Source organism: Comamonas piscis (genome assembly GCF_014109725.1).
GTDB lineage: Bacteria > Pseudomonadota > Gammaproteobacteria > Burkholderiales > Burkholderiaceae_C > Comamonas > Comamonas piscis.
This window is the reverse complement of record NZ_CP058554.1, coordinates 705,889-731,262: the sequence shown is the minus strand read 5'-3', so window position 1 is coordinate 731,262 and position 25,374 is coordinate 705,889. Positions and strand designations below refer to the sequence as shown.

The window sequence follows — 25,374 nt, the reverse complement described above, 5'->3', positions numbered from 1 at the left end:
TTTTTCTCTCTCAACCTTTGCCAATCAAAACCTTCTCCAGGCCGACCAGCTTGTCCAGGATGACCATCAGCACCAGGGTGCCGACGATCAACACGGTGGAGACCGAGGTCACCAGTGGGTCGATGGTCTGGGCGATGTGGTTGTACATGGCGACCGGCAGGGTCATCGTGCCAGGGGTGGCCACAAAAACCGTCATCGTCAGCTCATCAAAGCTCTGGATAAAGGACAGCATCCAGCCGCCAGCGATACCGGCCATCAGCATGGGCACGGTGATGCGCATAAAGACGGTGCCGCGTGAGGCGCCCAGCGACAGGCCGGCATGCTCGATCTCGCGGTTCATGCCGGTAGCGGCCGACAGCACCATGCGCAAGGCATAGGGCATGATGCAGATCACGTGGGTGAACATCAACCAGAAGAACGAACCCGACAGCCCGGCGATGTTGAAAAAGCGTAGGAAGGCAGCGCCCAGCACGACGTGGGGAATCATCAGCGGCGACATGAAGAAGGCCATCAGCACCTCGCGGCCGGCAAAGCGGTAGCGGGTGATGGCCAGCGCGGCCGGCACCGCCAGCGCAATCGCAATCGACGCAGCAGCCAGGCCCAGCTTGGCCGAGAACCAGAAGGCCGACTTGATCTCGGTGGCGTCCAGAATGGCGCGGAACCAGCGCAGCGACAGGCCATCGGTGGGGAAGGAGATAAAGCCTTTGTCGGTAAAGGCCACCGCCACCACCACGGCCAGCGGCGCCAGGATGAAGGTGATGAACAGCGCGTGATAGACCAGCGCGAGAGGACTGTTTTTTTGCATGGCTCAACCCTCGAAGACGGATTTGAAGCGGCGCTCTATCCAGCGATTGCAGCCCACGATGATGATGATGTTGGCCACCAGCAGTACCACGGCAATGGCAGCGCCGAGCGGCCAGTTCAGGGTGTTGAGGAACTCGTCATAGGCGGCGGTGGCCACCACCTTCAAGCGGCGCCCACCCAGCAGTGCCGGTGTGGCAAAGGCCGATGCCGACAGCGCAAACACGATGATGCTGCCCGAGAGAATGCCCGGCAGCAGCTGGGGCAGCACCACACGGCGGAACACGGTGCGCTGGCTGGCACCCAACGACAGGCCGGCGTTCTCAACCTGGGGATCGAGCTTTTGCAGCGAGGCCCAGACGGAGATCACCATGAAGGGCACCATCACATGCACCATGGCGATGGTCACGCCGGTCATCGTGAAGGCCAGGCGCAGCGGCTCGTCGATGATGTTGAACAGCATCAGCCCCTTGTTGATAAGGCCGTTGTTGCCCATCAGAATGGACCAGCCCAGGGTACGCACCACCACCGAGATCAGCAGCGGCGCCAGGATGATCAGCAGAAACACACCGCGCCAGCGGCCGCGCATGCGGGAGATGATGATCGTCTCGGGCACGCCCAGCACCACGCAGAGCACGGTGACGATGGCCGACATCAGCGCGGTGCGGCCAAAAATTTCCAGGTAGTAGCTGTCGCTGAAAATCTCCAGGTAGTTCTTCAGCGAATAGACGTTCTGGATGCCTTCCATGCCATTGAAGACATTCAGCGACAGGATGGCGGTCAGTGCCAAAGGCGCCAGCAGCATGGTCACAAAGACCAGCAGCCCGGGGCCCGACATGAGCCAGGGTTTCCAGCGGTTCTTGCTATCCACGGCTGGCCTCCTGCTGGGTCAGCACGCGCACATCGTCGGGGGCCCAGTTCAGGCTCACCTCGGCGCCCTCATGCAGCGCAGCGCGGCGTGCATTGGGCAGGCTGATGTGGATGTCGCCCAGCGCGGTGCTGACATTCACCACCCACTGGCTGCCCAGGAACAGCAAGGTCTTGATGGTGCCGGGCAGGCCGCCGTCGCCCGCCGCACCTACTGCAATGCGCTCGGGACGCAGGTAGACCACCACCGGGCCGCTGTCCACCGGGCTGGGCGCGCCGAGCACCATGTCGCCAATCTTCACGGACTCACGGCTTTGGGCCTGGCCTTCGAAGCGGTTGGTCTTGCCCAGGAACACCGAGGCAAAGTCGCAGGTCGGCTTGTCGTAGATCTGCTGGGGCGAATCGACCTGGGCGATCTGGCCGTTGTGCATCACCGCAATGCGGTCGCTCATCGTCATCGCTTCCACCTGGTCGTGCGTCACCAAGATGGTGGTGATGCCCAGCTGGCGCTGGATGGCGCGCATCTCGACGTGCATTTCCTGGCGCAGCTTGGCGTCCAGGTTGGACATGGGTTCATCGAGCAGCAGCACCTCGGGCTGGATCGCCAATGCACGGGCAATGGCCACGCGCTGGCGCTGGCCGCCGGAGAGTTCACGCGGGTAACGGGCACCGAGGCCATGCAGGCGAACCAGGGCGATGGCATCCTGGATGCGCTTTTGCACCACGTCGCGGCTGAGCTTGCGCATCTCCAGGCCAAAGGAAATGTTCTGCTCCACCGTCATGTGGGGGAAGAGCGCATAGCTCTGGAACACCACCCCCATACCGCGCTGCTCGGGGCGCAGCTGGGTGATGTCCTTGCCGTCCAGCACGATGCGGCCTTGGCTCGGGTCCAGAAAGCCGGCAATCATCTGCAAGGTGGTTGTCTTGCCGCAGCCCGAAGGGCCGAGCAAGGACACGAACTCACCGCGATGGACTTCCAGGTTGAAGTCCTTGACGGCAACAAAATCCCCGAACCTCTTGGCGAGGCCCTCGATACGTAGAAAACTCATGTGAAACTCCGGGGCCTGCAGCCCACGTGGGGCGGCGCGGCAGGCCTGTGTAGGGCTGCTGGCGGATTAACGTTCTACCGTACGGTTCCAGCGGTTGGTCCACTCCGAGCGCTTGACGTTGACGATCTTGTAATCCACGGTCTTCAACTGGGCGATCTGTTCCGGGCCATAAGGCACTTGCTTGGCGACCTTCTCGTCGAGCTTGACCTTGCTGTTCATGGGGCCCCATGCCTGGGTCTCGGCCAGCGCGGTTTGCGACTCGGGGGTGTAGAGGAACTGCACAAACTTCTGCGCGCCAGCCTTAGGCTGCTTTTTGGCAACTGGGCAAACGGAGGTGAACAGCGCAAACGCACCTTCCTTGGGGTAGACAAACTTCACCGGGAAACCGGTATCGGCCAGTGCCTTGACGCGGCCGCTGCCCCAGACGCCGATGACGGCATCGCCGTTCTGGAACAGCTCGGTCATCTTGCCGGGCGAGGGTTCCCAGGCCAGCACGTTCGGGCCCACATCCTTGATCAGCGCCTGGAAGCCAGGGTCGATGTTGTTGGCACCGCCGCCGTTCATCTCGGCAAACATCAGCAAGGTCTGCAGACCGTAGCCGTTGTTGATCGGCGGGATCACGGTCTTGCTCTTGAACTTCTTGTCCTTGAGGTCGTTCCACGAGGTGGGAGCGGCCCAGCCGGCCTTCTTGAAGGCTTCTTCGTTATAGAACAGACCGGTGGCAATGACGCCCAGGTTCAGCGACTTGTTGCCCGCCGACTTGGCCATCGGGTAGAGGTCGTTGTAGACCGGTGCGGCCTCGATATCGCCGCAGAAGCCAAACTGCACGGCCTGCTCCATGGGGCCGTCGTCCATCAGCGCGACGTCGTATTGCGGGTTGTTCTTTTCTGCCTGGAGCTTGGCCAAGGTGTCGGTGGAGTTGCCCGGCACATAGATGACCTTGTTGCCCGTCAGCTTCTCATAGGCCGGAATGATCTTTTGCTTGAAAGCGGTCTCGGTCGAGCCGCCATAGCCACCGACATAAATGTCTTCAGCATGGGCGATGCCAGCGGTGGCAGCAAAGGCTGCAGCCAGGGAGAGAGCCAGACGGGATGCGGTCATCGAAATTACCTCCAGAAAGTGGGTGGGGCTAAAGTGAAATTGAATCTGTCTGGTTCCCAATGATAGGCATCTGAGCGCAAAATAGAATTGGTGAATGCCTGCTTCAATGCCTTTATGGGATGGAAATTTCTCAATCGATAAGCCATTGAAATAACTGTGAAATTAGTAATTTTGTAGACTATTCGATTGCATTAGGCCATCAACTCATGTCTTTACAACATGGATAAGAAGATCACACTGCGCCATCTGGAGGCGTTTCGCGCGCTGATGCTGCGCCGCTCGGTCACGGCAGCGGCCCAGTCGCTGGAGGTGACCCAGCCGGTGGTGACCCGGCTGATTGCCGAATTCGAAGCGCGCATCGGCATGCCGCTGTTCGAGCGGGTCAAAAGCCGGCTGCAGCCCACGTCGGCAGCGACCTTGTTGCTGGAAGACGTACACCAGGCCTTGATGGGCATCGAGCGCATCCGCAACATCTCCGAGAATGTGCGCTTTCGGCGTCTGCAGCGGCTGGAGGTGACGGCCGCGCCCGCGATGGCGACCTCGTTCCTGCCCAGCGCCATTGCCAAGTTCAGCGCCCAGTTCCCTGAGACCCTGGTCACCTTGCACATGCAGGCCTCGCCGGCCGCGCTGGACATGGTGCAGGCCGAGCGCTGCGATATCGGCTTTGTGATGCTCTCGCCCGACCACACCCGCTTCAAGGGGCTGGAGACCTTGGTGATCGGCAAGCTGGTCGTCGCCGTGCCCGCCGGCCACCCACTGGCGCGCAGAAGCAGCCTGTCGCCCGTTGACTTTGTCGATGAGCCTTTGGTGTCGCTGCCCACCATGATGGAGACCCGCACCAAGCTCGACAGCCTGTTTTTGGTCAACCGCGTGCAGCGCCGCGTGAACATCGAGACCCAGATCTCGTACGCCGCCATCAAGCTGGTCGAGGCCGGCGCCGGGCTGGCGATCATCGACCCGCTGACCGCCTGCAGCTACCACGGGCCCGATGTAAAGTTTGTGCTGTTCGAGCCCGCCGTCCCCTGCGAGTACTCGATGGTGGTTTCCAACCGCCATGAATCCACCCTGGTGCTCAAGCCCTTCATCGACTTGGCCAAGGCAGAAATCAAACGCATGCTGCCCAAACGCTGGATCCTTTAAAAGGCGTTTGGGCAGTCAGCGCTGGTGGGCTTGCTTACTCCGGCGTGATCCCTGCCGCCTTGATCACCTGGCCCCACTTCGTGGTCTCGGTGGCCTGAAACTGCGCCAGCTCAGATTGGCTGGTGGTCCAGGGCTCAGAACCCGACATCTCGAAGAAGGACTTGGCAGCCGCGCTGCCCACCGCCTGGCCCAGCAGCTGGTTGAGCTTGGCGCTGACGGCAGCGGGCACATTGGCCGGCGCATAGGCGGCAAACCAGTAGCCCATGTCATAGCCCTTCACACCGGCCTCGGCAATGGTCGGCACATCGGGCAGCTGGGCGCTGCGCTTTTGCGTGGAATAGCCCAGCGCGCGCAGCTTGCCGGCCTTGATCTGTGGCACACCAGTAGAGACGTCGGTGATCATCAGGTTGATCTGGCCGCCCAGCAGGTCGGTGATGGCCAAGGGGTTGCTTTTGTAGGGGACATGCAAGATATCCACATTGGCCAGCTGCTTGAGCATCTCGCCAGCGACCCGGCTGGACGAGCTGCCGCTGCCAAAGCTGAGCTTGCCCGGGTTGGCCTTGGCATAGGCCAGCAGATCGCCCACCGACTGGTAAGGCGCATTGGCCGGCACCACCAGCACCTGGCCACCCTTGCCCAGGCCGGTGATGGGCGTGAAATCCTTGACCGGGTCATACGACAGCTTGCGGTACAGGTGGATATTGGCCGCATGCGTGGTGTTGGTGGTGATCAGCACCGTGTAGCCATCGGCCGGGGCCTTGGCCACCGCTTGTGCCGCAATCATGCCGCTGGCACCGGCCTTGTTCTCGACGATGACCGGCTGGTGCGTCTGCTCGGTCACCGCCTGGCCCAGCGCCCGCGCCAGCTGGTCGGTGGCGCTGCCGGCCGCAAAGGGCACGACAAAGGTGATGGGCTTGGATGGGAAGCTCGCTTGCGCAAAGGCCAGCGGGCTGATGGCCAGGGCCGTGGCACAGGCCAGCAGGTGGCGGCGGGTGGAAAATTTCATCTTTTGTCTCCGGTTGGTTTCTTATTCAGTGGTGGCTGGCAGGGCAGCATCGTCCAGCCCGACCAGATGGGCCTGCAAATGCGCCGGCAGCACGATCGGCATTTTCAGCACGCGAAAGCACAGGGTCTTGCCATGGCTGTCGAGGTTCAGTGCGTCGTTGACGCCGCCGTCCAGCACCTCGTCGAGCACCAGGTTCATCGCCTGCAGCTGGGGCAGCAGATAGCGCTGCACCTGGCGGGGCTGGCGGTCGGCAAACAGTGCGGCAACGGCGGCCTCGGTGACTTGTGCACAGATGGCATCCCAGAGCGCGGGGTGCCAGGCGATCACGCTGATGTTGGAGCGGTTGCCCTTGTCGCCGGTGCGCCCATGGGCCAGGCGGTAGAGCGGGACGGTGATGTGGTCGTTCATGCGGTGGCCTCCTCTTGCGCAGCCCAGACAAAGCCGGTCGCAATCAACGGCTGGGGCACCAGGCAAGAGACCATGCCCAGGCGCTGGCGCATATGGCTGCGCACGCCTCCGCCCCCTGCCGGCCCGCAGCAGTACAGCGCATTCACCTCGCGCGGCAGGCGGGCAGCAGTGGCCTTGTCGGCATGCTGCCAGGCCATGCGCAGGCGCACATCTGGCGATGCGGTAGACAGGTCGGCGCCCGCCAGCCAATCGCTGGCATCATTGCCCCAGACGCTGGTGACGCCAATCAGGTCGGTGCGGATCGGCGCAATGCCCTGCAGCCGCTGGGCAACGGTCTGCGCCGCCAGCCGCGCACGCTCGGCCGCGCGCGGCCCGGCGTAAGAGATCTCCGCCTCGGCAAACCAGCCCGAGGCATAGCAGGTGTTGACCTTGAGGCTGGCCGGGCGCGGATGACCGATAACGCCCTCCAGCCGCACGCGGTTCTCGCCCTCGGCCAGCACCTGGGCCTGGCTGATGTCGGCCACCACATCGGGGGTCAGGTAGCAGCGGGGGTCGTGTATCTCGTAGAGCAGCTGTTCTTTGACGGTGGCTGGCGTGATGCAGCCGCCGGTGCCCTCGGGCTTGAAGATGCTGCAGTTGCCGCTGTCGTCGATCTCGGCAATCGGGTAGCCCAGCTGGTCCATGCCTGGCACCTCCTTGTAGCCGGGGTCGGCAAAATAGCCGCCGCTGACCTGGGTGCCGCATTCCAGCAAGTGGCCGGCCATCGTCGCTCGGGCCAGGCGGTCCCAGTCGTCCCAGGCCCAGCCAAAATGCGCCATCGCCGGGCCCAGCACCAGTGAGGGGTCGGCCACGCGGCCGCAGACCACGATATCGGCGCCCGCCTGCAAGGCCTCGGCAATCGGCCGCGCGCCAATATAGGCATTGGCGCTGACGAGGGGCTGGTCGGGCATCTGGTCCCCTAAGGCCTGCGCCAGCATGGGCCGGTGGGCCGGGCCGCTCAGGTCATCGCCCTGCACCACGGCAATGCGGGGCGCGCGCAGGCCCAGGCTGCGGGCCAGTGCGGCAATGGCGCGGGCGGCGCCCTGCGGGTTGGCGGCACCAAAATTGCTGACGATGCGGATACGGTGGGCCAAACAATCGGCCAGCACCGGGCGCAGCAGCTCCAGCAACAGGGGCTCGTAGCCGGCCTCGGGGTCATCGCGCCGGGCCAGCTGGGCCAGCGCCAGCGTCCGCTCGGCCAGGGTTTCAAATATCAAAAACGCCGGCTGCTGCAAAGCCACCAGTGCCTGCACCACCGGCCCTGCCGCATCCACCCGGTCCCCTGAAAAACCAGCCGCGCAGCCAATCAGCATCGGTGCGGGCGGTGTCTTGTCTGTCTGCATAGCATCTCCTGCAGACCACTATAGAAAATAGGCTCTATGTTGTGAAATCGATAATTGAGATTAATTAATCCGCAATACAAATGAATCTCTCCGCCCGCGATATCCAGGCCTTTCTGGCGCTGGCCAGCCAGAAGAACTTCACCCGCGCAGCCAGCCTCTGCCACCTGTCGCAACCGGCTTTCAGCGCGCTGATCCGCAGTTTGGAGACGACCGTGGGCCTGCGCCTGTTCGAGCGCAGCACCCGGCATGTGCTGCTGACGCCCGAGGGCGAGCAGTTTCTGCTGTCCGCCCAGCGCATCGCGGCCGAATTTGCGGCCTGCGAGAAAGCCATGCGCGATACCGCCCAGCTGGCCCAGGGCCGGGTGAGCGTGGCCTTATTGCCGTCGCTGGCTGCGGGCTGGCTGCCGCCGGTGCTGCGCCAGTTTGCGGGGCAGCACCCGGGTGTGCAGCTGCAGGTGTTCGATGTGCTGTCCGAGCCCTGCATTGCGGCGGTGGCCAATGGCGATGCCGACTTTGCGCTGGCCGCCATCCGCGCCGATACGCCCGACCTGCGGGCAGAGCCCTTTTGCAGCGATAGCTTTCACCTGGTCTGCCCGGCCGACCACCCGCTGGCCGCGCTGGACGAGGTGCAGCTGGCCGACCTGGCGGCCTGGCCCTTTGTGCACCTGGCCCGGCACAGCAGCGTGCGCCAGTACCTGGATGCCGCCTTCTTTCCCCAGAGCATGCAGACCCTGGTGGAGGTGGAGCAGCTCGCCACCGTGATGGGCCTGGTCAAGGCGGGCATGGGTATCAGCGTGGTGCCGGCCTTGACTTTGTTTCACTTTGTACAGCCAGGCCTGGTCACCCGGCCGCTGCATCTGCCCGGTATGGACCGCCAGATCTACATGGTGCGCAGGCGCGAGCCCAGCCTGTCCTTGCTGGCCCAGGCGCTGTACGAATTGATGCAACGGCAACGACCGGTCTTTGCAAGAATGGATTTATGAGCTTATAGAAATTGCTGGAGATGCCCCCTGCCTATCCCCTCCCCGCCGCCCTGGGCCAGCCCACAGGCGCTTGACCCCTGGCCGCCATTGCGCCCGCGCGTAGCGGCGCTCCTTGCCTGGGGCGGCTGGTCAGCACTACTGGCCTGCGCGCTGCGCATCTTGCTGGACTACCCCATCTGCGCCAATGACGAATCCGCCTGGATCCAAATCGCCCGCCAGCTGGATCGGGGGGTGGACTGGCCGGTGTCCGGCCCGGCCTTTGTCGACCTGCTGCGCCAGACCGCCTGGTACACGGCCTTCAGCCCCGCCCAGGTGATGCCCTGGCTGGGTGTGGCCGGCGTGTTTGTCGTGGTCTGCGGCCTGGGCTGGGGCTATGCCCGGCTGGGCCTCACCCGGCTGCTGCCGCTGTTTGCCACCTTGGCGCTGTCGAGCTATTTCTGGGCGCCTTTGCTGGAGGCGCGCCCGCAGCAATGGGGGCAGCTGGCGGTGTTTCTGGGCAGCATCTCGGTCTGGCGCTGGCTGCAGCAGCGCGGTGGCCTGGCCTTCTTTGTGGCCTTGCCCTGTGTGGCCTTCACCCATATCCTGAGCCATGCGGTGCTGGTCTTTCTCTGCTGCTTTCTGGTCGCAGCGGACAGCATCACGCAGCGCCGCTGGAGCCGCCGCCACCTGCTGGTGGTCCTGTCGCTCGCGGCGAGCCTCGCCGTCTACGGCTGGCCCGATGGCCCCTATGCCGCGATGCTGCAGGACCTGGCCCAGGCCCATCTGCAGCACTGGCCGCTGGGGCTGGCCGACTCGGTGACGGTGCTGTCGCTGGCTGCGCTGCTGGGGCTGCTGCTGCTCTGGGCCACGCAAGGCTTCTGGCGCCAGGCCTTTCAGTGGCCGGCGGCCATCGCCGCTTTGCTGCTGCGCCACCGGCGCAGCACGGCCTGGGCGCTGGGCAGCGCTGCCATCGCCGTCCTGGCCGTGCAGGCCTATCTGCTGCCGCCCGAAGCCTGGGACCCCTATGAAGGCTCCTGGCTGCGCTTTGCGGTTTTCCAATCGGGCAATCTGATGTTCGCGGCGTTTTTCCTCATCGGAGCGGGGCGTTGGTTGATGGGCCTGCACCCCAGCCGCATCGACCCGGTGATGACCCGTTTTCTCGTCTGGGCGCTGCTGGGCTTTGCGCTGCTGGGCCTGCTATCCGTCACCGTCTCCTGGTGGCTGCTGCATACCAACTGGTTCTTGCGCGTGCTCAACTACGGCATCTTTTTTGCCGCTGTTCCCGCCGCCATCGGTGTGGAGCAGCTGAGCCGCCACTGGCCAGGCCTGCGCCGTAACGCCCTGCTGGCAGCAGGCACGGCGGCCAGCTTGGTCTGTGTGGTACGGCCCCCGCTGCTGCTGGGCTGCTGATCGGGTCTCAGGGCTGCGCTGCGCTGCGCATGAACAGATGCCTGCCCCAGCTGGCATGCTGTGCGCGGGCCCAGGCGGCCAGCTCATCGCCTTGCAGCACCAGCGCCGCCCGCCCCAGCTGCAGGTGGCGGATGCCGCGCCGTGCCAGCCAGCGCTGCCACCGGCCCTGTGGTTGCAGCACAGGTACCTCCAGCCCCTTCTGCCCCAGCAGATCAGCCGCAGAACAGATCGACAAAGCGCTCAGCGTCTGCTCCTCCGCCAGCCGCTGGATCAGCGCAATCACATCGGGCCAGTCCAGGTCCCGGAGCGATACCTGGGCCAGACCGCGCTGGGCCTGCGGATCGGGATCGCGCTGGCCACTGGCATCGACGCAGAGCAGCAGGCTCTCCGGGTGATCTGCCTGCCACTGCTGCAGTTGCGGCCATTGGGCAGGCTGCTGCAGCACGGCCACCTGCAAGGGCCTGGCCGGGGTATTGGCCTGGGGCGCTATCGGCAGCGACTCGGTCGCAGGCTGGATGCTGTCATAGACCTCGGCAATGCGCCGCTCACACTGGCTGATGCTGAAATAGGCATCGGCCGCCTGCTGCGCGGCCAGGCCGCGCTCGGCCAGCTGGGCCTTGGCGGCCAGCGCCTGGCGGATCGCCTCTTTCCAGGCCTGCACCTGGTCAGGCGCATAGCACTGGCCGCTGCCCGACTGCCCCACCACCCAGGACATGCCCGAGCCGTCCAGGTCGGAAGCAATGCAGGGCTTGCCATGCTGCATGGCCTCGATCAGCACCAGGCCAAAGGCCTCGGTGCGCTCGCGCGAGGCCAGCGCAAAGATGTCGCAGCTGTTGAATAGCGCATGCTTTTGCGCCTCGCTCACCTGGCCGAGCAGTTGGACGTTGGCGCAGCCCTGCTGGCTGCGCTCCCGGGCGATCAGTGCCTCCAGATCCTTGCGCTGCTCGCCTTCGCCGGCAATGAGCAGCTGCACATCGGCAAAGCCTGCGACCGCCGAAATAAGGGTGTCAAAGCCTTTGTAGTAAGTCAGCCGGCCGACCGACAGCACACGCAGCCGCGCATCGCCCCACAGCTGCAGCTGCGGGCCCTCGGTCTGGGCCTGCACCAGGGCCGACTGGTCCAGCGGCTTCAAGCCCAGCGGAATGGCCAAGGTCTTGAACAACCAGCGCTGCAGCGGAATGCTGGCAGCCATATAGGGGGGAGAGGTGGCCAGAATGGCTGCGCTTTGTCGCAGCAGCTTGGTCTCAAACGGTTTGTAGACCTGGTAGCAAAGCTGCAGCAGGCTGTCCCATTTGGAGATCAGCACATCCGAGTGCCAGTGCGTCACCCAGGCCACCCGGCGCGCGGCCGGCATCAACAAGGCCCAGAACGCGGCATTGTTAGGCATGTGCAAATGCAGCACATCGGGTTGGAAAGCGCGGATGGCGCGGTGCAGCGCCAGCGGAAAACCCAGCGCAATCGGCGCGAACACCAAGGTGATCTGCACCGGCACGCGGATCAGCCAGGGCGGGTCATCGGGCAGCGGATCGCCATGCACCACGGCATAGGCGTCGATACCGCTGGCGCGCTGTTGCTCGATCAGATCGGCCAGAAACGACTCCATGCCGCCCCGGTACGGCGGGTAGAACTTGCCCACATGCAGCACGCGCAGCGGCGCAGCAGCCACCCGGGCTTGCAGTGAAGGCGCCTTGGGCCGGCCCAGCCATTCGCGCAGCATCTTATTGCCCGCGCTGCAGTTGCTGCAGCAGTTGCCGGTAGACCGGGTTGGCCGGGTCCATCGCACTGGCGCGCTGCAGGTTGTGGATGGCCTGGGCCCGGTCGCCCTTGGCACGGTACACCAGGGCCTTGCCGTAGTAAGCGGGCGGATTGGGCCGGCGCGCCAGCGAGGCATCAAAGATCTGCAAGGCCTGCGCAAAGTCCTGCTTGCCGATCAGCGCAATGCCCAGGCCCACCTCCAGGCGGGTGTTGTCCGGGGCCTTTTTCAGCAGCCGCTGGTAGTTGGCAATGGCGACGTCGTAGTGGCCCGCAGGGATGGCGACCTCGGCCTGCTCCAGCAGGATCTTGGATACCAGCGCTTCTTCGGGCTGCAGCTTCAATGCCTTGGCATAGCTCTGGAAGGCGGGTTCCATCTGCTGCATCAGCTTGTAGGCCGTGGCCTGGTGGTAGGCCAGTGCGGCATTGTCAAAGCCCTGCTTTTGGGCGCTGTCGAATGCGGCCAAGGCCTCGGGGTAGCGCTTGAGCAGCTCCAACGCCATGCCCCGGTTGAACTGGGCCGAGCCCTGTGGCTCCTGCAGCGCAATGGCTGTTTCAAAGTCCTGCAGTGCCTGTTCATAGCTCAGGTTCTCCAACAGGTAGGCGCCCCGGTTGATAAAGGGGCGCCAGCGGCCAAAGGCATTGAACGGGGCTTGCGCATCCACCTTCTGGGCCGCATCGCTCCAGGCGGTGTAGGGCGTCTTCAGGCTCAGGCTGCGCTCTGCGGCCAGGCCCGTCAGCACCAGGCCGGCCGCGCAGGCGATCGCCACCATCAGCTTGCGCGGGAACAGCAGCAGCACCAGCGCCAGCAGGGCGGGCAACAGCATCGCCCAGATATAGCTGCGGTAGAGCACAAAGGGGTCTTGCAGCCAGCTGGTGACAAACTCGGTGCTGAACAGCAGCGCCGTGCACAGCAGCACCAGGCCAACGAGGCCCCAGGCATCGCGCCGGCGCAGCAGCAAAACTGCGCTGCCGATCACCAGCGCCAGATAGCCCAAGCCACCCAGCAGATGGGGCAGGCTGCCAAAGCCCAGCGGGAAGACCGGGCGCAGGTCCAGCGCCATCCATTGCACATTGGGCAGGAACCACAGCAGGCCGTATTCAAAGAACAGCTTGCCCTGGTTGAGCAGGCTCAGCGGATAGATCGACGAGCTGATACCGGGGTGGAGTTGCTCCAGCTGGCGCACATAGGCCCAGGAGGTGTCATCGGTGGCAACCGCGCCGACAAAGGCGCCCAGCTGCGTCCACAGCAGCGCGGTAAACACGCCGATGAGCAGCACAATCGCTGCAGCAATGGTCAGCAGCCTTTTCCACGTAGGCCGTTTGACAAACACATAGAGCGGCAAGGCCAGCGCCGGCAGTACCACCGCATGCTCTTTGCTCATCAGCGCGCAAAGCAGGAAAACCACGGCCAGCGCCGCCCACTGCAGCCCCGCACCCGACAAAGCCCGGATATACGCCCAGCAGGCCAGCGCCGAAAACAGGGTCATCATCAGCATGCTGCGCTGGACAAGATAACCCACGGCATAAACGCCCACCGGATGCACCGCAAACAACGAGACAGCGGCAAAAATGGAGATGCGGATATTCGTATCAAAACCCGGCTCCGCGCGCGCCTCTTCAGAAAACTCAGTGTGTTTGAATAACTCTGTCACCAAAAGCCAAATGGCATAGCAGTTGGCTATATGTAACAATATATTAAACGCACGCTGCAGCGCGATACTGTCTCCGGCCAAAGACTGGATCCAGACAAAGCTGCCATAGGACAGCATGCGTACCTTGGGTTCAAGCAGGCTGCCATAGCGACCAAAAATGGTGCCATCCGAGAGCCGCCCATCGTCAAACACCAGGCTGTTATGCAGCCCCAGGCCGTAAATAGTGCATACAGCCGCCAGCATGGCCAGCAGTCCCAGCGTCCAGAAGATTTTTGATTTGTGCATCGGCTTTATGGCAGAGAAAATGCCTCAGCCATGCAGGAACACAGACCAAGGAAACACCTGCTGCAGGTGCGCAAAACATTCTAGAGGACTATGTCACTGCTCCAGAAGCGGTATTTGCACGGAGCTGCCGATTCAGCCTCCGCCACCTCGAAAATCATTTGCAATATTTATTGCAAATCTTTGTGCCCGTAAGCACAAAACCCCGGTTTAGGCCCTTTTTTGGGATGCAGACGGCAGGTCTCCGGCCGTTTGTCATACACAGTGCAGCGCCGGGCCACCGGGTCGAGAAACTGGCAATCGCCACCGGCGCGACGCGCCATCGTGAAGATATTGTGCTTGGGGTTGTAATGGTCGATCAGCCGGGCCTTGAGCAGGCGCTTGGCGATCAGCTTGTGCGCTATGTTGTCCACCTCGAAGGCATCGACCAGGCCCAGGCGCACCAGGTCGGGCAGCTGCACCTCCAGCGGCATGGTGCAGCAATTGGCGGCGCAGCTGTCGCAGAGCCCGGCCTTGTACTTGGTCCAGGTCTCCAGGCGGTCAACATCAACGATTCGGATGGGGGATTTCATGGCGGGGCGCTGCGCAAACGGCCTGGCAGAAGTGGCCGCTTATTTTTCAAGCCCGCCAGTATCGCGCCAAAGCGATGTCTGGGGCGCACGCTTGGGCATGGCGAACCGGCAAGCGCTCAGCCCTGCTTCAGCCACACGGCGCCATCGCGCTCTTCCACCGCCACCGCATCCAGGCTGGAGCCCCGGCAGGGGCCGCCAACGCATTTGCCAGTGTCGGGCTGGTAGATGGCGCCGTGGTAGGGGCAGAGGATGAACTGGCGGCCGCTCTCCAGAATGTCGCCATCAAAATCCATCGCCACGCTGGCGTGTTGGCACTCGTTGATCCAGCCATGCAGCTGGCCCTGCCAGCGGATCACAAAGGCCTTCTGGCCATTGGGCAGCTGAAAGAAAAAGGGCTTGCCGTTGTCCTGCAGGTCGGCGCTGGCACCCAGGGGTTCCGTGCCGTCAAACAAGATCGTGGGGGTGCTGGGCTCGGTCATGGCGGGCGCGTTATCGTTATCGTCAAAAAGAAAAGGCAGCCGCCGCGTGCGCATCTGCACGCGGCGGCTGCCGGGGGCCTAGCCTGCTCAGGCTGCGGTAGTCGGCATGCTGGCAATCACCTGCGCCACAGCAGCGGTCAGCTTCTTGGCATAGGGCACATGCAGGAACTCATTGGGCCCGTGCGCATTGCTCTTGGGGCCCAGCACGCCGCAAACCATCATCTGCGCCTTGGGGAAGCCGGCACTGAGCATGCCCATCAGCGGGATGGAGCCACCCTGGCCGATAAAGCCGCAGTCGGCACCAAAGTGCGAGCGGCTCGATTGGTTGAGCGCGTTCAGGAACCAGTCGCTGGTGTTGGGTGCATTCCAGCCGTTGGCGCCATTGGCACCTTCCCAGGTCACCTTGGCCTGGTAGGGCGCATTGTCTTCCAGCAAGGTCTTGAGCTCTTGCATGCACTGCGCCGCATCCACCAGCGGGGGCAGGCGCAGGCTCAATTTGAAGGCGGTGTAGGGGCGCAGCACATTGCCGGCATCCTGCAGCGCGGGCAGGCCCTCGGCGCCGGTGACGGACAAGGTCGGCTCCCAGGTGCGCTTGAGCAGCGCTTGCGTAGGGTCGGTGGTGGTGGGCAGCGCAAACAGGCTGGAGCCATTGCAATCAAAATGCGCCCAGGGGAAGCGCTTGTACAGCTCGTCGCCCAGAATGCCGGCCGTCGCCTGCGCCTGGGCCAGGCGCTCTGCCGGTACCGCGCAGTGGAAGCTCTCTGGCAGCAGGCGGCCGCTCTTGCTGTCTTCCAGGCGGTCCAGCACCTGGCGCATGATGCGGAACGACGAGGGCACGACGCCCGAGGCATCGCCCGAGTGCACACCCTCGGTGAGGATCTCGACCTTCAAGGTCCCTGCGACCATGCCGCGCAGGCTGGTGGTCAGCCACAACTGGTCGTAGTTGCCAGCGCCGCTATCGAGGCAAATGACCAGGCCCACATCGCCCAGGCGGGGCTTGAGCATGTCGATATAGACCGGCAGATCGCCCGAACCGCTTTCCTCGCAGGTCTCGATCAGGCCGACGATGCGTGGGTGCGGCACATTCTGGCGTTTGAGCTCTTGGATGGCCGCCACGCTGGCGTAGGTGGCATAGCCGTCATCGGCGCCGCCCCGGCCATAGAGCTTGCCGTCTTCGTATTTGGGGGTCCAGGGGCCCAGGTCATTGCGCCAGCCCGAGAACTCGGGTTGTTTGTCCAAATGGCCGTACATCAGCACGGTCTGCGTGCTCTGCGCCTGGGTGGCGGGCACCTCAAAGAACAGCACCGGCGTGCGGCCCGGCACACGCACCACTTCCAGAGTCAGCCCCTCGACCTTCTGCGCCTCGATCCAGGTCGCGGCATTGCGCACCACCGTGTCGATAAAACCATGCTGCTCCCAGTTGCCATCAAAGCCCGGCGACTTGGCGGGGATGGCAATGTAGTCGGTCAGCTGGCGAAGAATATCGCGGTCCCATTGGTCGCTGATGTGGCTCAGGGCGGCATCGGCTTGCAGATGGGCGGCGTCTAGGCGGGCGTTCATGGGTGAATCTCCTGGTGGTGCTGCCACGAAAAGGGCAGCCGCAACCCCAAGCGTACCAGCGCAGCCGCCAGCCGGCTATCGCCTGGGGCAAAGCCCTGCTGCCGTCATCCAGCACAGGGCCCCGCCGGGCAAATCCACACCCAAGCCTCAGGCGTGCTCGAAGTGGAACACCGCCGTGCCCGCGCGGGCATTGGGCAGCCAGCGCCGCACCTCGCCACCCTGCAGGCCAAAGCTGTCCAGAATACGCAGCTTGTTCTTGAGCGCCAGCACCTCAAAATCCTTGTAGGTACCAACGCGGATATTGGGCGTGTCATACCACTGGTAGGGCAGGCGCTTGGTCACCGGCATGCGGCCTTGCAGGATGGACAGGCGGTTGGGCCAGTGGGCAAAGTTGGGGAAGGCGACCACGCCCTGCTTGCCAATGCGCGCCGTCTCGCGCAGCATCACCTCGGCATTGCGCAGATGCTGCAAGGTGTCGATCTGCAGCACCACATCAAAGCTGTTGTCCTCGAAGATGGCCAGGCCGTCTTCCAGATTCAGCTGCAGCACGTTCACGCCCCGGCGCACGCAGGCCAGCACATTGCTGTCGTCAAACTCGATGCCGTAGCCGCTGCACTGGCGCTCGCGCTGCAAGTAGGCCAGCAGGCTGCCATCGCCGCAACCCAGGTCGAGCACGCGGGCGCCCTCGGGCACCAGGTTGGCAATGGCCTGGAAGGTGGAAGAAGCTTCGGTCATACCGCCTCCTGGGCGCTGGTCTGGCCGGCGGTCAACTCGCGGGCCATGTTGTCAAAATAGGAACGCATCACACCCATGTAGCGGGCATCGTCGAGCAAAAACGCGTCATGCCCGTGGGGCGCATCGATCTCGGCGTAGCTGACGGTGCGGCGGTTGTCGAGCAAGGCCTTGACGATCTCGCGGCTGCGCGCCGGCGAAAAGCGCCAGTCGGTGCTGAAGCTCACCAGCATGAAGCGCGCCTTGGCGCCCGCCAGCGCCTGGGTCAGGTCACCACCAAAGGGCTTGGCCGGGTCAAAGTAGTCCAGCGCGCGGGTGATCAGCAAATAGGTGTTGGCGTCGAAGTAGTCGCTGAACTTGTCACCCTGGTAGCGCAGATAGCTTTCGATCTGGAACTCCACATCCTGGGTGCTGTATTTCAGGTCCAGGCCTTCGCGCAGCTGGCGGCCGAACTTCTGGTTCATCACATCGTCGCTCAGGTAGGTGATGTGGCCGATCATGCGAGCAATGCGCAAGCCGCGCTTGGGGATCACACCCTCGCGGTAGAAGTGCCCGCCATGGAAGTCCGGGTCGGTCACGATGGCGCGGCGCGCCACCTCGTTGAAGGCAATGTTCTCGGCCGACAGACAGGGCGCGCTGGCCACCACCACGGCGTGGCGCATGCGGTCGGGGTACTGCAAGGTCCAGGACAGCGCCTGCATGCCGCCCAGGCTGCCGCCCAGTACGGCGGCCAGTTGGGTGATGCCGAGCCGGTCCAGCAGCAGCGCCTGGGCATCGACCCAGTCTTCCACCGTCACCACTGGGAAATCAGCGCCATAGACATGTCCGCCGTCCGGGTTCATGTGCATGGGCCCGGTCGAGCCAAAGCAGGAGCCCAGGTTGTTGACGCCAATGACAAAGAACTGGTTGGTATCGACCGGCTTGCCCGGGCCGATCATGTTGTCCCACCAGCCCTCGCTCTTGGCCTGGCCTTCGTAATAGCCGGCCACATGGTGCGAGGCATTGAGCGCGTGGCAGACGAGGATGGCGTTGGAGCGGTCGGCGTTGAGCTGGCCGTAGGTCTCGTAGGCCAGGTCATAGTCGCGGATGGAGGCGCCGCTTTGCAGAGGGAGCGCCTCCGGGAAATGCATGGACTGGGGTGTTGCAACGAATGACATAAAAAACCCGGCAACGCTAAAAACGAGGCCGGGTCGATGGAATGCAGTCGCCTACCGAGTCTTTAGCTGAATTTATAAAGCGCCCGCAAGCTGAAGCAAATCGGCGCCGTGAAATATCAGTGTACTGCAAATCAGCGCAGAACGCCGAGCCTCAACTGCCGCCCAGGTACAGCCGGTTGGAGCTTTTGACCTCTTCCATCACCGCATAGGTGCGGGTCTCGCGCACGCCGGGCAGCTGCCACAACACCTCACCGGCAAAGTGGCGGTAATGGTTCATGTCGGCCACGCGGATCTTGACCAAGTAGTCAAAGCCGCCAGCGACCATATGGCACTCCATGATCTCGGGCCGCACCTGCACAGCCGCCTTGAACTCGTCAAACACATTGGGCGTGGTGCGGTCGAGCAGCACCTCGATAAAGACCAGCATCGCCGCGCCCAGCTTTTGCGGGTTGAGCCGCGCCTCGTAGCCGGTGATATAGCCCTCCTTGGTGAGGCGCTGCACGCGGGCCAGCACCGCTGTGGCCGACAGCGACACCGCCTCGGCCAGCTTCAGGTTGGAGATGCGGCCATCGCGCTGCAGCACGGCCAGAATGCGCAGATCGATGCGGTCCAGGTCTTCCGGCGGGGCAATAATGGCGGTCATGGGCAGAATTTTTCACTACGAATGGCACACATTATGGAGAGAAATTCAAACCACAACCGATCACACTGGCGGCATTCACTATCTACTCGGAACACGAGCCCGCCATGACTGCCAACGCCGTTGTTGACAACCAGCCCTCCACTACCTCGCCATTTTCAGCCGCAGACGGCAGCCGATCTGGCGCAATTGCTCCTGTTTTTAATGAGCTGGTATCGGCACTGCAGCCGGCCACGGCCTTGCGAGCGGCCATCACCGCCGCCTACCGCCAGCCAGAGACCGAAGCTGTAGCCGCCCTGCTTCCGCAGGCCACACCACCGGCTGCCATCAGCCAGGCAGGCGATGCCTTGGCACTGCAGTTGGCCCGCGCACTGCGCGAGCGCAAGGCCGACAGCGGCCGTGCCGGCCTGGTGCAAGGCCTGCTGCAGGAGTTTGCGCTGTCCTCGCAAGAAGGCATAGCCTTGATGTGCCTGGCCGAAGCGCTGCTGCGCATCCCCGACACGGCCACCCGCGATGTGCTGATCCGCGACAAGGTTGCCCACGGCCAGTGGAAGGCCCATGTGGGCAAGAGCCCATCGATGTTCGTCAACGCCGCCGCCTGGGGCCTGGTGCTGACCGGCAAGCTGGTAGCCACGCACAGCGAGGGCTCGCTGGGCCAGTCGCTGACCCGCCTGATCGGGCGCGGTGGCGAGCCGCTGATCCGCAAGGGTGTGGACATGGCCATGCGCATGATGGGCGAGCAGTTCGTCACCGGCGAGACGATTGGCGAGGCGCTGCACAATGCCGAGCGCCTGGAGGCCAAGGGCTTCCGCTACTCCTACGACATGCTGGGCGAAGCGGCGATGACCAGCGATGACGCCCAGCGCTACCTGCGCGATTACGAAAACGCCATCCATGCGATTGGCAAGGCCAGCAATGGCCGGGGCGTGTATGAAGGCCCGGGCATCTCGATCAAGCTGTCGGCCCTGCACCCGCGCTACAGCCGCGCGCAGTACGACCGCGTGATGGCCGAGCTGTATCCGGTGGTGCTGCAACTGGCCGTGCTGGCCAAGGGCTACAACATCGGCCTCAATATCGATGCCGAAGAAGCCGACCGCCTGGAGCTGTCACTGGACCTGCTGGAAAAGCTCTGCTTTGCGCCCGAACTGGCAGGCTTTGCCGGCATTGGCTTTGTGGTGCAGGCCTACCAAAAGCGCTGCCCCCATGTGCTGGCCTACATCATCGATCTGGCCCGCCGCAGCCAGCACCGGCTGATGGTGCGCCTGGTCAAAGGCGCTTACTGGGACAGCGAGATCAAGCGCGCCCAGGTCGATGGCCTCGACGGCTATCCCGTCTACACCCGCAAGGCCTATACCGATGTGTCCTATGTGGCCTGCGCCCGCCAGCTGCTGGCCGCGCCCGATGCGGTGTACCCGCAGTTCGCCACCCACAACGCCCACACGCTGGCCACCATCTACCACCTGGCTGACCCGGCAACCTACCAGCCCGGCCAGTACGAGTTCCAGTGCCTGCACGGCATGGGCGAGCCGCTGTATGAGCAGGTAGTGGGCCGCAACGCCAGCGAAAAGCTGGGCCGCCCCTGCCGCATCTATGCGCCCGTGGGCACGCATGAAACCCTGCTGGCCTACCTGGTGCGTCGCCTGCTGGAGAACGGCGCCAACACCAGCTTTGTGAACCGCATCGCCGACCAGGACATCCCCCTGGCCAAACTGGTGGAGAACCCTGTCACCACCGTCCAGCAATGGGCGCAAAGCGAAGGCCAGCTGGGCCTGCCCAACCCGCATATTGCCCAACCGCGCGCGCTGTATGGCGCAAGCCGCAGCAATTCGGCCGGGCTGGATCTGTCGAACGACGACCGCCTGCGCGCGCTGCAGCAAGACCTGCAGGCCAGCGCGCAAATGGCCTGGCATGCCCAGCCGATGCTGGCCGATGGCGCCCCCGCATCCACCCAGCCGAGCGAGCCCGTGCTCAACCCCGCCGACCACCGCGACCAGGTGGGTACCGTCACCCTCGCATCGACCGAGCAGGTGGAGTTTGCGCTGGCTGCGGCCCAAGCCGCCGCTGCCCGCTGGCAGGCCACCCCGGCCGCCGAACGCGCCGACTGCCTTGCTAAGGCTGGCGACTTGCTCGAAGCCCATATGCCCACCTTGATGGGCGTGCTGGTGCGCGAGGCCGGAAAGACCTGCTCCAACGCCATTGCCGAAGTGCGCGAGGCGGTCGACTTTCTGCGCTTTTACGCTGCCCAGGTGCGCAGCTGGGGCGAGGCGGACTACCAGGCACTGGGCCCGGTGGTTTGCATCAGCCCCTGGAACTTCCCGCTGGCCATCTTCAGCGGCCAGATTGCCGCTGCACTGGCTGCGGGCAACACCGTGTTGGCCAAGCCGGCCGAGCAAACCCCGCTGATCGCCGCCGCTGCCGTGCAGGCGCTGTGGCAGGCCGGCGTGCCGCGCGATGTGCTGCAGCTGCTGCCGGGCACCGGTGAGACCGTCGGCGCCCGCCTGGTGGCTGACAGCCGGGTGCAAGCCGTCATGTTCACCGGCTCGACCGAGGTGGCCCGCATTCTGCAAAAAACCCTGGCCCAGCGCCTCGATGCCCAAGGCCAGCCCGTCACCCTGGTGGCCGAGACCGGTGGCCAGAACGCGATGATCGTGGATTCGTCCGCGCTGGCCGAGCAGGTGGTGGTGGATGTGCTGTCCTCAGCCTTTGACTCCGCCGGCCAGCGCTGCTCGGCGCTGCGCGTGCTCTGCGTGCAAGAGGAAGCCGCCGACCGCCTGCTGCACATGCTGCGCGGCGCGATGCAGGAGCTTAATGTTAGCAACCCCTGCCAGCTCAAGACCGATGTCGGCCCCGTCATCGATGCCGAGGCCAAGGGCGTTATCGACCAGCACATTGCCCGCATGCAGGCTGCCGGCCACCAGGTCTGGCAAAATGGCGGCGCCAGCGCGCCAGGCACCTTTGTGCCGCCCACGGTGATCGCCATTCGCCAGCTGTCCGAGCTGAAGCGCGAGGTCTTCGGCCCGGTGCTGCATGTGCTGCGCTACCGCCGCGAGAACCTGCCCCAGCTGCTGGCCGACATCAATGCCACCGGCTACGCGCTCACCCTGGGCCTGCACACCCGCATTGATGAAACCATCCACCAGGTGGTCAACACCGCGCATGCCGGCAATATCTATGTGAACCGCAACATCGTCGGCGCCGTCGTCGGCGTGCAGCCCTTTGGTGGCGAAGGCCTGTCGGGCACGGGCCCCAAGGCCGGTGGCCCGCTGTACATGCTGCGCCTGCTGAGCCGCATGCCCGCCACGGCCACGGTGGATGCGCTGGCCCACCTGCCCCGCATGGCAGGCAGCCAAGCCCCTGCACCCGCTTCCGGCCAGCGCAGCAACGCCCATGGCCTGGAGCAGGCCGATGCTGCACCCGCCCCCGCTTTGGATGCCCTGCAAAGCTGGGCCAGCCAGCAAGGCCAAGGCGACCTGGCAGCCCTGTGCCAGCGCTATGCCGCCCATACCGGCAACGGCTTTGCGGCCGAGCTGCCCGGCCCCACCGGCGAGCGCAACCTGTATGTGCTGAGCGGCCGCGAGCGTGTGGCCTGTGTGGCCAGCAGCAACACCCTGCTGCTGGCGCAGCTGGCTGCCGTGCTAGCCGTGGGCGCCACCGCCGTCTGGCCCGCAGGCAGCGCCCACACCAGCCTGCTCGCCCAGCTGCCCGCCTCCGTGCGTGCTTCAGTGCAACTGTCCAGCCACAGCGGCCAGGCCTTCTTGCAGACCGAAGCCTTTGATGCCCTGGTCATCGACGCGGCCAGCGGCTGGCAAGCTGCTGGCAACAGCCTCGTCGACCGTGCGGGCGCCATCGTGCCGATGACCGCCCAGGCCCCAGACGGCAGCCTGCCGCTGTTCCGCCTGCTGGCCGAGCATGCCATCAGCATCAACACGGCAGCGGCTGGGGGCAATGCCAGCTTGATGACTTTGGATTAAAGCTGGGGATGGGGCGGCGCCCCATAAAGAAAGGGCTGGAGATCGCAAGACCCCCAGCCCTTTTTGCATTTGTTTTTGTACCGTAGCGCTATCGGTATCAATCCATCGTCGTGAACAGTGCAGCAACCCCCAGCACCAGGAAGATCACCGCGCAGACCCGGTGGATCCAGCGGATCGGCAGCTTCTTGGTGATCTTGTCGCCAAACCAGACCACGGGGGCGTTGGCCAGCATCATGCCGATGGTGGTGCCGGCGACTACCCAGTAATAAGAGGCGGGGTATTTGGCAGCCAGGCCCACGGTGGCCAGCTGGGTTTTGTCGCCCATCTCGGCCAGGAAGAACAGCACCAGGGTGGTGCCGAACACGCCCCAGCGGCCGCTGCTCTTGCCGGCCTCGTCTTCATCGATCTTGTCGGGGATCAGCATCCAGCCGGCCATCAAGATAAAGGACACACCCAGAATCCAGCGCAGCACATCGGGGCCGAGCACGGTGGTGACCCAGGCACCAACGGCGCCCGCCAGCGCATGGTTGACGAGGGTGGAGACAAAGATGCCCAAGACAATGGGCCAGGGTTTGCGGTATTTGGCAGCGAGGACGAGCGAGAGCAACTGTGTCTTGTCGCCCATTTCTGCAAGGGCGACAACAGCGGTTGAGAGGAGAAAGGCTTCCATGATGGGGATCGTTATTGCAGCCGGATATAGCAAGACAGCATTGACCGCATCGCGACTCCGGCATTGGATCGCAACGTGGTCAATGGTCTCGCCCAGCGCCCTCATCATCACAAGGTGCTGTGTACGCCATAGGCCGCTAGGGCCCAAGTTTGTTGACGCACACTCCGCGGCGCATTGCGCGCCCGGCAGGCTACTCCCCAAAGACTGGCGCATCATACGCCCAAATATGATGCTGCGCCGCAACAAAGATACGCCTCAGGGGAAATACCAGGGTTTGCTTGCGGGTTCTGTCAACACAGCGTAAGGCGATTCGCTCATAATGGTGAAGCTTTGTGTGCCTCCGGGTACACTTGAGCGTGCGGTGATCCGTCTTGGAAGTTGTCACAGGTTTGTTGATTGCATCAGGCTCCATCGCTTTTTTTACTTTTTTCGGAGTCCTCAAATGGGCAACAAACTTTACGTGGGCAACCTGCCCTACTCTTTCCGTGACAGCGATCTGGAAAGCACTTTCAGCCAGTTCGGTTCCGTCTCCAGCGCCAAGGTCATGATGGAACGTGACACCGGCCGTTCCAAGGGCTTCGGCTTTGTGGAAATGGGTTCGGACGCTGAAGCACAAGCTGCTATCGAAGGCGTGAATGGCCAAGGTTTCGGCGGCCGTAACCTGGTCGTGAACGAAGCACGTCCAATGGAAGCACGTCCTCCACGTAGCGGCGGCTTCGGCGGCGGTGATCGCGGCGGCTTCGGCGGCGGCGGTGGCGGCCGTGGCGGCTTCGGCGGCGGCGGTGGTGATCGCGGCGGCTTCGGCGGCGGCGGTGGCCGTGGCGGCTACGGTGGCGGCAGCTACTAATAGCATCGCATCCAGAACCCCTTGCGGGTTTTGACTGTTAGATGACGGGTTCGCCCGATAAAAAGGCCTCTTCGAGGCCTTTTTTGCGTCTAGATGCAGCTTCTGCGCCACACCTAGGGAGGATAACTATGCCATTCGCCATTTTTATCCCAGAAAATAATGGATGGAGTACTACTTCATTGGGCTATTGCGCTGCGTGAACGGTCTCGTTGTGATGCACAGAAGCAGCAGTTGGCTGACGCCTTGTGTCCTACCGCTCACCGTCGCATTATTTAAGAGTTATCAGGAGTCCCTCAAATGGGCAACAAGCTTTACGTCGGTAATTTGCCATACCAGGTTCGCGACATCGATCTGGAACAGGCCTTTGGTCAGTTTGGCAGCGTAACCAGCGCCAAGGTGATGATGGAACGCGACACGGGTCGCTCCAAGGGTTTCGGTTTTGTGGAAATGGGCAGTGATGACGAGGCCCTCGCGGCAGTCAACGGCTTGAACGGTCAGCCTCTGGGTGGCCGTAATCTGGTCGTGAATGAAGCGCGCCCCATGGAACCACGTCCTCCCGGCGGCGGCTTTGGCGGCCCACGTGGCGGCGGCGGTGGCTTTGGTGGCCCCCGTGGCGGTGGCGGCGGCTTCGGCGGCGGTAACCGTGGCGGCGGTGGTGGCTACGGTGGTGGTGGCGGTGGCGGCTATGGCGGCGGCGGTGGTGGATACGGCGGTGGCGGTGGCGACCGTGGTGGCTACGGCGGCGGCGGTGGCAACCCTGGCGGCGGCGGCGGTTATGGTGACCGTGGTGGTCGCGATGGCGGCGGTGGCGGAGGCCGTGGCGGTAACGACCGTGGCTTTGGTGGCGGCGGCGGCGACCGTGGCGGTGAGCGCGATGGCGGCTTCCGCAGCCCTTACGGCAATGGCTCGCGCAACCGTGGTGGCAATCAAG

Annotated in this window: 21 protein-coding genes, 1 pseudogene and 1 riboswitch; of the genes and pseudogenes, 6 read left to right on the top strand and 16 right to left on the bottom strand. The window is 64.0% G+C overall.

The features are described 5' to 3' along the window. Positions 1-10: 10 nt before the first annotated feature. From HS961_RS03335 to HS961_RS03320, 4 genes are all read right to left on the bottom strand, one after another. Complete coding sequence (locus tag HS961_RS03335) at positions 11-805, bottom strand: ABC transporter permease (RefSeq protein WP_182326368.1); 795 nt, start codon at positions 803-805, stop codon at positions 11-13. Between the two features lie 3 nt (positions 806-808). Then, entirely contained in the window at positions 809-1,639 is an 831-nt protein-coding gene (locus tag HS961_RS03330; protein ID WP_182328101.1) for an ABC transporter permease, read from the bottom strand. A gap of 25 nt (positions 1,640-1,664) precedes the next feature. Further along, complete coding sequence (locus HS961_RS03325) at positions 1,665-2,717, bottom strand: ABC transporter ATP-binding protein (RefSeq protein WP_182326367.1); 1,053 nt, start codon at positions 2,715-2,717, stop codon at positions 1,665-1,667. A 66-nt stretch (positions 2,718-2,783) separates the two neighbouring features. Continuing rightward, positions 2,784-3,818: an ABC transporter substrate-binding protein gene (locus tag HS961_RS03320; RefSeq protein ID WP_182326366.1), complete on the bottom strand. Its 1,035-nt coding sequence runs from the start codon at positions 3,816-3,818 to the stop codon at positions 2,784-2,786. A gap of 219 nt (positions 3,819-4,037) precedes the next feature. Here HS961_RS03320 and HS961_RS03315 point away from each other — a divergent pair, with 219 nt between their 5' ends. Next, a complete protein-coding gene (locus tag HS961_RS03315; RefSeq protein ID WP_182326365.1) occupies positions 4,038-4,958 on the top strand; it encodes a LysR substrate-binding domain-containing protein in 921 nt (306 codons plus the stop codon). Positions 4,959-4,992: 34 nt separating this feature from the next. On the opposite strand, the gene HS961_RS03310 is transcribed toward HS961_RS03315, so the two are convergent. From HS961_RS03310 to HS961_RS03300, 3 genes are read right to left on the bottom strand one after another with little or no spacing between them, the layout of a single operon-like run. Further along, entirely contained in the window at positions 4,993-5,964 is a 972-nt protein-coding gene (locus tag HS961_RS03310) for a Bug family tripartite tricarboxylate transporter substrate binding protein (protein WP_182326364.1), read from the bottom strand. A gap of 21 nt (positions 5,965-5,985) precedes the next feature. Next, positions 5,986-6,372, bottom strand: coding sequence for a hypothetical protein (locus HS961_RS03305; RefSeq protein ID WP_182326363.1), 387 nt, complete (start codon positions 6,370-6,372; stop codon positions 5,986-5,988). Further along, the gene (locus tag HS961_RS03300) at positions 6,369-7,754 is read right to left on the bottom strand and encodes an acyclic terpene utilization AtuA family protein (protein ID WP_238347770.1); all 1,386 of its coding nucleotides are present in this window, start codon (positions 7,752-7,754) and stop codon (positions 6,369-6,371) included. The genes HS961_RS03305 and HS961_RS03300 overlap by 4 nt, the downstream gene beginning before the upstream one ends. Positions 7,755-7,834: 80 nt before the next feature. Here HS961_RS03300 and HS961_RS03295 point away from each other — a divergent pair, with 80 nt between their 5' ends. Further along, positions 7,835-8,737 carry a LysR family transcriptional regulator gene (locus HS961_RS03295; RefSeq protein WP_182326362.1) on the top strand — a complete coding sequence of 301 codons (903 nt, stop codon included), beginning with the start codon at positions 7,835-7,837 and terminating at the stop codon, positions 8,735-8,737. An 87-nt stretch (positions 8,738-8,824) separates the two neighbouring features. Beyond that, positions 8,825-10,126: a hypothetical protein gene (locus tag HS961_RS03290; RefSeq protein ID WP_182326361.1), complete on the top strand. Its 1,302-nt coding sequence runs from the start codon at positions 8,825-8,827 to the stop codon at positions 10,124-10,126. A 7-nt stretch (positions 10,127-10,133) separates the two neighbouring features. Here the strand turns inward: HS961_RS03290 and HS961_RS03285 are convergent, their stop codons facing one another. From HS961_RS03285 to HS961_RS03250, 8 genes are all read right to left on the bottom strand, one after another. Then, complete coding sequence (locus HS961_RS03285) at positions 10,134-11,843, bottom strand: glycosyltransferase (protein WP_182326360.1); 1,710 nt, start codon at positions 11,841-11,843, stop codon at positions 10,134-10,136. A 1-nt stretch (position 11,844) separates the two neighbouring features. Continuing rightward, positions 11,845-13,818, bottom strand: a complete 1,974-nt coding sequence (locus tag HS961_RS03280) for a tetratricopeptide repeat protein (RefSeq protein ID WP_182326359.1) — start codon at positions 13,816-13,818, stop codon at positions 11,845-11,847. A gap of 167 nt (positions 13,819-13,985) precedes the next feature. Beyond that, positions 13,986-14,387, bottom strand: a complete 402-nt coding sequence (locus tag HS961_RS03275; protein WP_182326358.1) for a YkgJ family cysteine cluster protein — start codon at positions 14,385-14,387, stop codon at positions 13,986-13,988. A gap of 116 nt (positions 14,388-14,503) precedes the next feature. After that, entirely contained in the window at positions 14,504-14,866 is a 363-nt protein-coding gene (locus HS961_RS03270; protein WP_182326357.1) for a Rieske (2Fe-2S) protein, read from the bottom strand. Between the two features lie 87 nt (positions 14,867-14,953). Beyond that, positions 14,954-16,426: a M20 family metallopeptidase gene (locus tag HS961_RS03265; RefSeq protein WP_182326356.1), complete on the bottom strand. Its 1,473-nt coding sequence runs from the start codon at positions 16,424-16,426 to the stop codon at positions 14,954-14,956. A gap of 147 nt (positions 16,427-16,573) precedes the next feature. Then, positions 16,574-17,161: a methionine biosynthesis protein MetW gene (gene metW, locus HS961_RS03260; protein ID WP_182326355.1), complete on the bottom strand. Its 588-nt coding sequence runs from the start codon at positions 17,159-17,161 to the stop codon at positions 16,574-16,576. After that, positions 17,158-18,315 (bottom strand): homoserine O-succinyltransferase MetX, encoded by a 1,158-nt coding sequence (metX, locus tag HS961_RS03255; RefSeq protein ID WP_182326354.1) that lies wholly within the window; start codon positions 18,313-18,315, stop codon positions 17,158-17,160. The genes metW and metX overlap by 4 nt, the downstream gene beginning before the upstream one ends. 151 nt (positions 18,316-18,466) lie before the next feature. Further along, positions 18,467-18,958, bottom strand: coding sequence for an Lrp/AsnC ligand binding domain-containing protein (locus tag HS961_RS03250; RefSeq protein WP_182326353.1), 492 nt, complete (start codon positions 18,956-18,958; stop codon positions 18,467-18,469). Positions 18,959-19,062: 104 nt separating this feature from the next. Between HS961_RS03250 and putA the strand changes: the two genes are divergently transcribed. After that, on the top strand, positions 19,063-22,926 hold the full coding sequence (putA, locus tag HS961_RS03245) for a trifunctional transcriptional regulator/proline dehydrogenase/L-glutamate gamma-semialdehyde dehydrogenase (RefSeq protein WP_182326352.1): 3,864 nt from the start codon (positions 19,063-19,065) through the stop codon (positions 22,924-22,926). A gap of 97 nt (positions 22,927-23,023) precedes the next feature. Here the strand turns inward: putA and HS961_RS03240 are convergent, their stop codons facing one another. Then, positions 23,024-23,596: a TMEM165/GDT1 family protein gene (locus tag HS961_RS03240; protein WP_182326351.1), complete on the bottom strand. Its 573-nt coding sequence runs from the start codon at positions 23,594-23,596 to the stop codon at positions 23,024-23,026. Between the two features lie 94 nt (positions 23,597-23,690). Further along, positions 23,691-23,807, bottom strand: a riboswitch (yybP-ykoY riboswitch). Between the two features lie 231 nt (positions 23,808-24,038). Here HS961_RS03240 and HS961_RS03235 point away from each other — a divergent pair. Together HS961_RS03235 and HS961_RS03230 are read left to right on the top strand one after the other, a co-directional pair. Beyond that, positions 24,039-24,443 carry an RNA recognition motif domain-containing protein gene (locus HS961_RS03235; protein WP_182326350.1) on the top strand — a complete coding sequence of 135 codons (405 nt, stop codon included), beginning with the start codon at positions 24,039-24,041 and terminating at the stop codon, positions 24,441-24,443. A gap of 297 nt (positions 24,444-24,740) precedes the next feature. Continuing rightward, positions 24,741-25,295: pseudogene (locus HS961_RS03230) on the top strand (RNA recognition motif domain-containing protein); the annotation flags it as partial. Positions 25,296-25,374: the final 79 nt, after the last annotated feature.